This is a genomic window from Microbacterium sp. Root280D1 (assembly GCF_001428975.1).
Lineage (GTDB): Bacteria > Actinomycetota > Actinomycetes > Actinomycetales > Microbacteriaceae > Microbacterium.
The window spans coordinates 406974-418677 of record NZ_LMJK01000003.1; the positions used below are offsets into that span (position 1 = coordinate 406974).

9 protein-coding genes are annotated in these 11704 nt (G+C 68.5%); 6 read left to right on the plus strand and 3 right to left on the minus strand.

What is annotated here, in order from left to right; genetic code table 11:
* Positions 1–39: 39 nt before the first annotated feature.
* Positions 40–1065 carry a hypothetical protein gene (locus ASE34_RS14400; protein ID WP_235567517.1) on the plus strand — a complete coding sequence of 342 codons (1026 nt, stop codon included), beginning with the start codon at positions 40–42 and terminating at the stop codon, positions 1063–1065.
* A 15-nt stretch (positions 1066–1080) separates the two neighbouring features.
* On the opposite strand, the gene ASE34_RS14405 is transcribed toward ASE34_RS14400, so the two are convergent.
* The gene (locus ASE34_RS14405; protein ID WP_056279727.1) at positions 1081–3414 is read right to left on the minus strand and encodes a glycosyltransferase; all 2334 of its coding nucleotides are present in this window, start codon (positions 3412–3414) and stop codon (positions 1081–1083) included.
* Between the two features lie 40 nt (positions 3415–3454).
* Here ASE34_RS14405 and ASE34_RS14410 point away from each other — a divergent pair, with 40 nt between their 5' ends.
* From ASE34_RS14410 to ASE34_RS14430, 5 genes are all read left to right on the plus strand, one after another.
* Entirely contained in the window at positions 3455–4621 is a 1167-nt protein-coding gene (locus ASE34_RS14410; RefSeq protein ID WP_056279729.1) for a nucleotide sugar dehydrogenase, read from the plus strand.
* A 104-nt stretch (positions 4622–4725) separates the two neighbouring features.
* Positions 4726–5577: an ABC transporter permease gene (locus tag ASE34_RS14415; RefSeq protein ID WP_056279731.1), complete on the plus strand. Its 852-nt coding sequence runs from the start codon at positions 4726–4728 to the stop codon at positions 5575–5577.
* Positions 5570–7237, plus strand: coding sequence for an ABC transporter ATP-binding protein (locus tag ASE34_RS18040; protein ID WP_230100393.1), 1668 nt, complete (start codon positions 5570–5572; stop codon positions 7235–7237). Before ASE34_RS14415 ends, ASE34_RS18040 begins: the two co-directional genes overlap by 8 nt.
* A 69-nt stretch (positions 7238–7306) precedes the next feature.
* Entirely contained in the window at positions 7307–8410 is a 1104-nt protein-coding gene (locus ASE34_RS14425; protein WP_056279733.1) for a polysaccharide pyruvyl transferase family protein, read from the plus strand.
* Positions 8407–9513: a glycosyltransferase gene (locus tag ASE34_RS14430; RefSeq protein WP_056279736.1), complete on the plus strand. Its 1107-nt coding sequence runs from the start codon at positions 8407–8409 to the stop codon at positions 9511–9513. The genes ASE34_RS14425 and ASE34_RS14430 overlap by 4 nt, the downstream gene beginning before the upstream one ends.
* Here ASE34_RS14430 and ASE34_RS14435 read toward each other — a convergent pair whose 3' ends face one another.
* On the minus strand, positions 9514–10479 hold the full coding sequence (locus ASE34_RS14435) for a glycosyltransferase family 4 protein (protein WP_056279738.1): 966 nt from the start codon (positions 10477–10479) through the stop codon (positions 9514–9516). It lies immediately after the preceding gene.
* Positions 10476–11603: a glycosyltransferase gene (locus ASE34_RS14440; RefSeq protein WP_056279740.1), complete on the minus strand. Its 1128-nt coding sequence runs from the start codon at positions 11601–11603 to the stop codon at positions 10476–10478. Before ASE34_RS14440 ends, ASE34_RS14435 begins: the two co-directional genes overlap by 4 nt.
* Positions 11604–11704 lie beyond the last annotated feature (101 nt).

Consider the following 11704-nt stretch of genomic DNA (forward strand, 5'->3'; position numbering starts at 1 on the left):
ATATAGTGGGGTGCAGTGATTGTGAAACCGACTCAGCATGTGTTCGCCCATCTCAGCGGGCAGGACGACAACCTCGGCGACTCCGCACTGCGACTCGCCTATCTCGAAGCCTTGAGAGGTGCGGGGCGGCACGTGCACGTCTATCTCGGTGAGGCGACGAGTGATTTCACGGCCGGGTTCACACCGGCGTCAGACCTCACGTTCTATGACGCGAGAGGGGAGTGGGCCCAGGCCGAGGCCGCGGCCGCTCGTCCCGTGCACGCGTTCAACGCCGGGGAGATCAATCCGCGTACGGGGCACTTCCCGGTGCCACGCCGTGCGGCCGAGTGCGCACGGGTCCTCGACGCGGGCGGGGCGCTGATCTTCGCCGGCATCGGCATCAAGAACGTCGACACGCTGCATGGCGTGGTGTTCGACCCGGTCATGCGCGACGCCTCGGTGATGTCGTGGCGCGATCGAGGTTCTCGTGACGGTGCGGGATTCGGCGATTTCGCGCCGGACTGGGCCTACTCGGAGGGGCGAGCGGTCGACGAGTGGGCTGCGGCCGGCGATCGACCGCTCATCGCGGTGACCATGCGCTTCGACCGGGCATGGCCGGGTGATCAGTGGCTCGCGGACGTCCGTGCGTTCGCGGCTGCGACTCAGACCCGGATCGTCACCGTCGCCCAGGTGGCGCGCGACGCGCCTCGAGCGGTTCGGCTCGCAGAGGCTCTCGGCGGTGAGTACGTGATGCCCTCGAGCATGCGGCACGACGTGCTCGACGACTACGTGCGCGCGGTGTACCGGCAGTCGCTCGCCGTCATCAGCGACCGGGCGCACGGCCTCATCATCGGTGCGACCGAGGGGGCATACCCGATAGGTTCGGGCAGCGACCCGCACAAGATCTCACGCCTTCTGACAGCCGTCGGACTCGGTGACCTCGTCGGTCGATACGAACAGCTCGGCGAGTTCGCCGAGCAGTTCGAGTCGCACCTGCCGTCGCTCGCGCCGGCGGTCCACTCGGCCCGTGAAGACATCGTCCGCCTGACCGCGCGCATCCACGCGGCGATGGATGCCGTGGCGTAACGCCGACTTCGAGACTCAGCGCGCGCCGAGCCAGCCTTTCGCGCGGTGCGCGAGCGGCTGGAGTCCCGGGATCCGCCGCAGGGTCGCGCGGCCGAGTGGCGCCGCGGACTGCCAGGCGCGCTGGCCCCAGGTCGACGAATCGGTGGACGAGAAGGAGCGGCCATCCGCGCGCTGGGCGAAGAACACCAGCAGACCGAGCAGGCGACCGGCATCGTCGAGCGTCGGCTCGGGCGAGTACATCGGCGACAGCTCGCCGGTGACCACTTCGCGATACAGCTGCGCGAAGTCCTGGTCGCGCGCCCGTCTCGCGGCATCCACCGACGCCAGAGACAGCTGACGATAGCCCTCCGGATCAGCGAGCGTCTCGGCGAGCCGGGCGGCGAGCCCCCGGGCGTCCCCCTGGGGCACGGCGACGACACCCTGGTTGTCCTGCACGAGCGTGAGCCAGGGGAGCTCGTACATGAAGACCGGGAGCCCTCGGGCCTGTGCTTCGGCGATCGTGAGCTGATACCCCTCGATGATGCTGGTCGAGACGAAGGCATCCGCGGAGTCGATGGCCGAGACCAGCGCAGCCCCTCGCAGAGGCCCGACGGCGACGACGGCATCTCCGACGCCGCGACGACGCGCGAGGGCGTTGAGCTTCTTCGCGGTGACGTCATCCCAGTCCGGGCCGACGATCCGCAGTGTGAAAGGCACGCCGAGGGCGCGCAGCTGCACTCCGACCTCGACGAGCTCCCGCACCTGCTTGGTCCGCTGCTCGAGTCGCCCCCACCACACCAGCTCGAGACGGTCGGACGGCGGCGTCTTCGCACCTGTGCGAGCCGCCGACTCGAGCATCAACGGCGAGGGCGGGTTCGGCAGGTACGCCACGTTCTCGATGCCGCGCAGGCGGAAGTAGGCGACGTCGAGCGGTGACAGCGTGATGAGCTGAGCGAGCGTCGGACTGCAGCGCTCGATCAGGGTGAGCCGATCGTTGCCGTCGTAGACCGGTCGAGCGACGAAGTTGTGCAGCCAGCCGATCGTCGCCGCGCCCTCGGCTCGTGCCACGAGCGCGAACTCGGGCCAGGTGTCGGTGTAGAGCAGTTGGTGGTCGATGACCACGTCGACCTCGTGGGCGCGACAGATCTCGGCCCACTGCGTGAGCTGGGCGGGCAGTCGACGTGAGGTCAGCTCGACGAACGGGATGCCGGCGGGAAGAACGGTCGCGTCGCTGCCGCCGTTGCGGGCGACGACGGTCACCCGGTAGCCCGCCTCATGCAGATAGCGCGCCTGCGAGGTGAGCACGGCCGACACGCCGCCGGTACGGAGGGTCGACGTGACGAGCAGGATGCTGCGTGCGGGCCGGTCAGGCAGCCCCTGCCACGTCGTGTGGAACCTGAGAGCCTTGAGAGTCGCCGGATAGAACCGCGCAGCGGCATGGATGATGTCCGGGCCGCTGACGACCGTGTGCAGATGTGCGAGAGCGCCGTCGAGCATGCCCTCGTCGCTGTGCTCGACCAGCTGGAAGCACACGTATCCGATGATCGAGAAGCGCACCGACGCGTAGGTGTCGCGGACGAGGGTCGGATCGGCATGTGCGGTTGCGAGTGCCTCGACAGCCGATCCGATCGCGTCGACCGAGCGGATCGCCCCTGTGTAGAACCGCGCCCGTTCGAGGGTGTCGACCCGGTGCCCGCTGCCACCGCGACCGAAGTGATAGCGGTACAGCTTGTCGGGGACCGCCGCGTAGCTCTCGGCGAGTATGGCCACGAGGAAGAGAAGCGGCAGGTCGTTGATGCGCGGGAGCACGAGGTCGTCGGGGACGAGGGAGTACGCCTCGCGCAGCACGCTCGTGCGGAAGAGGAATCGCCAGAGCTGACCCTGAGCAGGCTTTCCCACCGGGAAGAGGGTGCGCAGCACGTCATCGCCGGCGTGCGGATGCTGCGGCGGCTGCAGGCGCACCTCGTACGGGCTGCCGGTGCGGCCGTCGCGCTCGATCACCGTGACACCGAACCCGACGATGTCCGCGTCCGTCCCCTCGGCCTTCGCGACCGCGACCGCGGCGGCATCCGGGGTCAGCTCGTCGTCGCCGTCGAGGAACATCACGCGATCGGCGCTCGCCGCGAGGATCCCCGTGCGGCGAGCCTGGAAGGCCGACCGGTTGCGTTCGTGTCGCACGACGCGCACTCGCGGGTCCCGTCGGCGGAATCGCTCGAGCACGCCGGCAGTGCCGTCGGTCGAGGCGTCATCGACGCAGATGATCTCGATGTCGACGAGGCTCTGCGCGAGGGCGCTCTCGAGAGCCGTCGCGACAGTCGCGTCGTCACCCGAGACCGGTATGACGATGGAGAGCAGAGGGCGCGGTGTCATCGCGCACGAGTCTATCCGCGGGCCGGGATAGCCTGAGGGCATGAAGATCGCCATCGCCGGGACCGGATACGTCGGCCTGTCCAACGCCGTCATCCTCGCCCAGCACCACGAGGTGTTCGCCGTCGACATCGACCCTGGGAAGGTCGAGCTGCTCAGTCGCCGCGTCTCGCCCATCGCCGACGTCGAGCTCGAGGACTATCTCGCCACGCACGAGCTCGATCTCACGGCGACCGTCGACGCCGAGGAGGCCTACCGGGACGCCGACTTCGTCGTCGTGGCCACGCCGACGAACTACGACGAGGTGACCAACTACTTCGACACCTCGTCGGTCGAGAACGTCATCGACACCGTGCTCGCCGTGAACCCGGACGCCGCGATCGTGATCAAGTCGACGGTGCCGGTGGGATTCACCGCGCGCATGAACGCGGAGCATGGACAGGCGACGATCGTCTTCTCTCCGGAATTCCTGCGAGAGGGGCGCGCGCTGCACGACAACCTCTATCCGTCGCGCATCGTCGTCGGCGACCGCGGCCCCGTCGGCGAGGCATTCGCCGCCCTTCTGCTCGAAGGGGCGATCGCCACCGACGTGCCCGTGCTGCTCACCGAGTCGACCGAGGCCGAGGCGATCAAGCTCTTCGCCAACACCTACCTGGCATTGCGCGTGGCGTACTTCAACGAGCTCGACACCTACGCAGTGGTGCACGGGCTCGACACGAAGCAGATCATCGAGGGAGTGGGACTCGACCCGCGCATCGGGTCGCACTACAACAACCCCTCCTTCGGCTACGGCGGATACTGCCTGCCCAAGGACACCAAGCAGCTGCTGGCGAACTACTCGAAGGTGCCGCAGAACCTCATCGCGGCGATCGTCGATGCCAACAGCACCCGCAAGGACTTCGTCGCCTCCGACATCCTCGCCCGAGAGCCCCGGACCGTGGGCGTCTATCGCCTCGTCATGAAGTCCGGGTCGGACAACTTCCGCGCGTCGTCGATCCAGGGCATCATGAAGCGCATCAAGGCGAAGGGCGTCGAAGTCGTCGTGTACGAGCCCTCGCTCGAGGAGGACGAGTTCTTCCACTCCGAGGTCGTTCGCGATCTCGACGAGTTCAAGTCCAGGGTCGATGTCATCATCGCCAACCGCTCGACGGATGCGCTCGACGACGTCGTCCATAAGATCTACACCCGCGACATCTACGGTCGCGACTGAGCCTGGGTCCAGACGACGGACTCACCCGGTGGGGTAGCATGATCCGATATGCCGGCTTCGTGCATGCGCATCGTGCGACGCGGTAGAGAGGTAGAGGATTCGGTATGGGAGCGACTGCTGTGCCCGCGACCTCCGGTCTGAGCGAAGTCGGGACGCGTCCTCGCTTCGGCGACTACCTCGCCGACACCTGGCAGCTTCGCACCTTCGCCCTGCGTCTGGCTGGCAGCCGTCTGATCGCGGGACTGCTGCCGAACCGTCTCGGTGTGCTGTGGGTGGTCCTCAAACCGCTCTCCCTCGCGATCGTCTACGGCACGATCTTCAACTTCATCCTCGCCGGCGCCGCGCGGCCGGCGAACTTCGTGCCGTACCTCATCGTCGGCGTGTTCGTCTTCGAGTTCTTCACCGGCTGCTTCGGCAGCGGATCCAAGGCGATCACGAGCAACTCCAAGCTCGTCCAGAGCTTCGGATTCCCGCGCATCCTCCTGCCGATCTCGGTGATCGCGGAGCAGGCGATGCGGATGGTGCCCGTCGTGCTGCTGCTCGGCATCCTGCTGCTCATCCTGGGCGAGCCGGTGGCGTGGTCGTGGCTCCTGATCATCCCGATCCTCGCGGTCATGGGCGTGTTCAATCTGGGTATCGCTCTCATCGTCGCGCGGATCTCGGTGCGCACGCGTGACATCCAGCAGCTCGTCCCGATCATCAACCGCGTGCTCTTCTACGCCAGCGGCATCTTCTTCAACATCGACGGCGCGCTCGGGGGGTACCCGGTGCTGCTCACGATCGCGCACCTCCTGCCGACGTATGAATTCATCGCTCTGGCCCGCGACGTGATGCTGGACGGCTATGCCGCGCCGCTCCTCGCATGGATCGCTGCGCCGATCTGGGCACTGGTGGCGATCGTCGGGGGGACGATCTTCTTCTGGCAGGGCGAGCCGAGGTATGGCCTCAGTGACTGATCTTCTGCTCCCGGACACGCGAGCGAACTCGCTCGACACCTCACCACGGCCGATGATCGTGGCCGACAACGTGCACGTCAACTATCGCGTGTACGCATCCGGCAAGCGGATGACGACGCGCGAATCGCTGACGAGTCTGCGCTCCTTCCGAGGCGGTCGAGACCTCCACACGGTCCCGGCGCTGCGAGGAGTGAGCTTCACGGCGACGGAGGGCGAGTCGATCGGCGTCGTCGGCCACAACGGCTCGGGGAAGTCCACGCTGTTCCGGGCGATGACCGGACTCATCCCGCCTTCCGAGGGCGCGATCTACGCTCGTGACCGCCCCGTGCTCCTCGGTGTGAACGCGGCGCTCGTCCCGGAGCTCTCGGGCGAGAACAACATCAGGCTCGGACTGCTGGCGATGGGATTCAGCCCCGAGGAAGCGGCTGCGCGCGTCGACGAGATCGCCGACTTCGCGGAGCTCAACGACTTCATCTACCACCCGATGCGCACGTACTCGTCAGGCATGGGGGCGCGACTCAAGTTCGCGATCGCATCGGCGAAGGCGCATTCGATCCTCCTGATCGATGAGGCGCTGGCCGTGGGGGACAGGCGATTCCGCGCGAAGAGCGAGAAGCGCATCAACGAACTGCGTGACAGCGCCGGCCTCGTGATGATCGTCAGCCACTCGACCGGTTCGCTCAAGCAGACCTGCGAGAGAGTGCTCTGGGTGCACAAGGGCGAGCTCATCGCCGACGGACCCACCGACGATGTCATCGCCGAGTATGTCGCCTGGACCAAGAACCCCGGGTCGAGTGCTGTCGGAGCCGCCTCCGCCGCGAAGCCGGCGACGAAGAACGCGCCGGTCGCCGTCGGATTCGACGCAGGTGAGCATCTGCAGAGCGGTCGGTCCGGAGGCGGAACGCATGCCGCATCCGCACTCTCGTCCGGAGCTGAGGAGCCGCGCGCTCTCGCCCGTCGTGAGCGCCATCGTCGCGCCGAGAAGCGTACGAGAAAGCGCAGCGTGCTGCTGATGGTCCTCTCCGGAGTCGCGCTGCTGCTCGCGGTCGCAGCCGGAGCGATCATCGGCACCCTCAGCAGCGTCGCGGCGCCCGCTGACCCCGAGCCCTCGGTGCGTCCGACCCCCTCGGCCCCGGCCCCCGCCGCGGACCCCGTGATCAAGAGCTTCACCGCCAACACGGCGACGGTCGAATGCGCCTCAGAGGAAGCGGAAGCACAGGTGCTGCTGAGCTGGCAGATCGACGATGCCGAGAGCGTCGCGATCGCGGCAGGCGACGCTCAGGTCGATGCGCTCGAGTTCCCGATCGCAGCGGCGCTGCCGGCCAACCTCACCGATCGAGCGGTTCCCTTCGCGTGCGGCTCCGAGGCCACCGTGTACACCGTCACTGCGGAGAACGGCGACGGTGTGAGGGTCAGCGCTCCCGTCACCGTGACGCGCGCACTGCCTGTGGAGACCGAAGAGCCCGACAACCGGGACTCCCGGCCCGACCAGGAGCCGTCGCAGCCGATCGAGCCCGAGCCGGTTCCTCCGAGCGAACCCGCGCCGCCGGTGGAGCCGCAGCCGACCACTCCGCCGGTCGAGCCGACGCCCGAGCCGTCACTGCCGCCGGTCACCGAGCCTCCCGTCTTCGACCCAGGCACCGGAACGACCACCCCCTGAGCGCGGGGACCGCCGAGTTCCGCGGCATCCCTGACCGGCCCGAGCGCTGAGAGCGACTAGATTTACCTCATGCGCCGTCTGGTTCCTCTCTCATCCAGAGCGCCCCGGCGAACCCGGACTTTCGTCTCGCTCACCGGCCCCGCCGGCAACATCGGAGATGCGCTGATCCGGCGTGAAACCCTCGGCTGGGCGCTGGGAACAAGCGATCAGCTGGTCGCTTACACGGGAGACGCACCCGATGTGTGGCTGAGGCAGCTGAACCTGCCGGCGGACGCCATCGTCCTGCGGTCGAAGAAGTCGGTTCCGCGCTGGCTCTGGCTTCTCCTCATCGCTCCGCGGCACCCCGTGCTGGTGTTCGAAGCGGGGGAGATCCCGCTCGACCGCGGCAACGGACTCAGAGAGCTGGTGTTCCTGGCCGAGACCCTCGTCGTCCGTCTCAAGGGCGGCGTGGTCGTCCGTCCGCCGCGGGGGATCCGCGCGCCGTCGTCGCCCGCTCTCGCCATCCATCGTGCGGCAGCCCGCCTGTCGCAGGTGACACTGTGGCGCGACGAGTCGACGCTGGCGATCGCGCGCTGCGGCGCACTCGCACCCGACATCGGATTCTCGGCCGGCGTACGCGACGGGCGCCCATGGAGCGAACGCTCCGAGCTGCTGGTGAGTCTCCGCGGCGCACGCCCTCTGCCGGACGCGGCGTGGCTGAGCGCGGTGCGTGAGGCCGCCGAGTCCGCTGGCCTCTCGATCCGAACCGTCGTCCAGGTGCGGGAGGACGAGAGCCGGGCGCGCGAGCTCGCGCAGCTGCTCGGCGGCGAGTTCGAGGCCTGGGGAGACACCGATGCCCTCGTACAGGAGGAGCGCCTTCGACAGCGCTATGACACCGCGCAGATCGTGGTCAGCGACCGCATGCACGTTCTGGTGCTCGCCGCGCTGAGCGGGGCCATTCCGGTGGAGCTCGTGCCCAGCCCCACGCCGAAGATCTCGAAGGCCTTCGCGGCGATCGGTCTGCACGGACTCTCCGTCGACGCCTCTGCGAGCGACCCGCCGCGCCTGCAGGAGGCCCTCCGTCCGACGCCGGAACGCGCGGCAGAGGTCTGCGAGCGGGTGCGCATGGCAGCGTCGACTCTCGAGAGCGTCCAGCGGATGATCCGCGACGGCGTCCGCAGGACGCGAGCATGACCGACGCCTCGGCGCGCACCGGCACCCCGACCGGGCGGATCCTCTTCCTCTCGCACAGCCATCCGTTCGGGGTCTTCCGGGTCGGCAGCCACCACTACGCCCGAGTGCTGTCCGACCGCGGGGTCGATGTCGTCCACGTGAGCACTCCGATCTCCCTCGTGCATCGGCTGACCGGGCGGGTGAACTCATCGCGCCTCACCGGCATCCCTCGTCGAGCCGAGCGAGACCGGGACGGCGTGCTGCAGATCGTCCCGAGCACCGTCCTGCCGAGGCCTCTGGCGGTGCCGACCGTCGCCCGGATGCTGCAACGCGAGGGCATCGATGCGGCGTTCGATGCGGTGCTCATCGATCAGCCGCTGCTCTGGGACCCATCCGTACGGTCGCTCTCGAGCCGCGTGATCTATCGACCGACCGACCTCTACCCCGGCGGGGTGAAGCACGCCCTGCAGCGACGAATTCTCGACCAGGCCGACGGTGTGATCGCCACCTCCGACGAAGTGCTGCGCGGGCTCGGCGACCTGCACGTGCCCTCGCTGATACTGGCCAACGGGGCGGAATCCGCTCAATTCGCGCCGCCGCGCGCTGATGCGGGTCCCCGCGGCGCCCGCTGCGTGTATGTCGGAGCGCTCGACGACCGATTCGATTGGGGGCGCATCGAGGGCTGGGCTCTGGCTCGGCCGGACGTCGAGTTCGTCATCGCGGGGCCCGATGCACGCCCGCCCCGAGCCCTGCCGGCGAATGTCGAGATCGTGGGGCCCGTTCCGTACGCCGACGTACCGAGCCTGCTGCACACGGCGCGCGTCGGTCTCCTCCCGCTCTCCGACAGCCCGCTCAACGCGGGGCGCAGCCCGATGAAGCTCTATGAGTACCTCGCAGCCGGGCTGGCAGTCCTGGCGCGCGAGACGCCCGGCATCGGCGCATCATCCGACCTCGGCATCGAGGTCTACACCGATGACGGAGACGCGGATGCTGCGCTCGAACGCGCGCTGGCGCACCCGTCGCCGAACCGTTCCGGTGGCGCCCTCGCATCGTCCGCGTCGTGGGAGCGCAAGACGGACTCGCTCGAGCAGTTCCTCCGGACGGTTCCGAGTCGCAGCGTCTAGTCAGTCGAGCAGCCGGGTGATGGTCGCCGAGATGATCCCCGCGGTACGGTCCCAGTCATAGCCTTCGGGGGGATCGACCCGGCGTTCGGCGGACACGGCCTCCGTCAGGGCGCTGGCCCACTCGTGAGCGTCGTCGGCGGAGGCCACCGCACGACCGCGGTATCCCACGATCTCCCCGACTGCTTCGCATCCGGCCCAGTACACGACCGGCGTGCCGCAGCGGATCGATTCCAAGGCGGGCAGCCCGAACCCTTCGAGCGTCGAGGGCATCACGGTCGATGAGGCGCCGCGATAGAGGTCGGCGAGCTCCTCGTCACCGAGGTTGCTCACCCAGCGCACTCTGGCGTCGACGTGCCGTTGCGTCGCCCTGGCGGTCAGCTCCGCGACCTCGCGCTCAGGGACGACGGCAACGAGGCGCACGTCGCGTGCGGCGCTCAGAGCGTCGAGGACCACATCGAGATTCTTGTGTGCACGGCCGTTTCCGACGAACAGGATGTAGGGGTCGGACCGCTGCAGCGCGCCTTCTGGCGGACGGAAGGCCTCGGAGCATCCATTGCCCGCGTTGACGATCTCGACGTCGTCGTCGTCCACCCACGATCGAATGGCTCTGGCGGACGTCTCGGACACGGTGAGCACGATGCCGGCCCGGCGCACGACGGCACGTACCGGGCCTGAATAGTAGGCGGCGAACTTCCAGCGGTCGAGTCCCGGACTGCTCAGTTGGATGAGATCGTGCAGCGTGAGGAGCTGTCGTCTGCTGCGAAGGAGCGCGCCGTAGCCGGGGGAATAGACGAGAGCGTCGTGCGCCGCCGCCGGTCCCACCGAACGGAAGGCGTCGACCCCCGAGAACGGAGTGCCGCCCAGGCCAAGTGGTTCCCAGGGCAGGGTCAGCCGGGGGAGCACTTCCGAGGCGTATCGGCCGATGCCGTGCGTGCCGCGGTAGCGGTCGTCTACGAGGAGCGTCACGCGCTCCTCGTCTCAGGCAGGCGTGCGTCGTCGACCGATTCGGTCACCCATTCTCTGATGCGGTCGGCGAAGACCGCTTCCGAGAACCTCTGCGCCTGCGCACGACAGGCATCGGCTGACAGGCCGGCCACCACGTCGACCGCGCTGCGCAGCTCGTCGCGCGACCAGTGCTCGACGAACGCACCGGTGCTGCCCTCGACGATCGTCTCCGCGGTGCCGCCGACGGCCGCGGCGATCACCGGCTTGCCTGCCGCCATGGCCTCGACCGGGACGATGCCGAAGTCCTCCACCGCCGGGAACACGAGGGCGATGCACCTCTGCAGCAGAGCGCGATAGAGCTCCGCCCCCGGTGACGCGACGAAGAAGACACGACCGGGCGCGCGCTCCTCGGCGATCGAACGCAGGCGAGCCTCGTCCGATCCCGATCCTGCCAGCACGACGGGCACGTCGGCGGCGATCCCGGCCTCGATCACCAGATCCAGCCGCTTGTAGGGGATCAACCGTGAGAAGCCGAGAAGGAATGTCTCAGGCAGCGCCGCGAGGACGCGCTCATCGCGTTCGTCCGGCGCGGGCGGACGGGTGAAGCCTGCTACGTCGACGGGCGGGTGGATCACCGTGCTCTCGCGATGCCATGCCTGGGCTATGCGCCTCTGCACGAACACGCTGTTGGCGGCGATCGCCACCGGTTCCTGAGCGCGCTTGCGATCGACCCCCTTGAGCACTTTCGCCGCGGCTCGGGCAGCGAGCGTGTCGCCGCGCAGATCGAGCTCGGGGTTCCAGATGTATCGCGCCGGAGTGTGCGCGTACACGAGCTTCGGAGCATCCCGCGCAGAGCCCGCGAACCTCGCATGGTGCGCGAAGAGATGCGAACTCGTGAGGATCCAGTCGGCATCCACGCGAGGAAGGGCCCGCCAGGCGAGAGGCATCAGCGGGACGGCCGCGGCCTTGTGTCCGCGCAGCGGCGTGCGAGCGAGCCAGGTCTCGCCGTCGACGACGAATCGGCCGTCGCTCTCGTTCCACAGGCAATACCGCGCGGCGTCCGGGAACACCTCGTTCAGCGCCTCGAAGACGTTCTCGGAGCCGCCCCGCGGTGCGAGCCATTCGTGCACCAGCACGCCGCTCACAGCGCCGCCCTCTCCCCAGGGGGCGCGGGGGCGCGGGGTCTCGACGAAGCCTCGGCACGCATGCGTCGAGTCTAGGGAAGTTCCGCGCACACGGCCGCGAC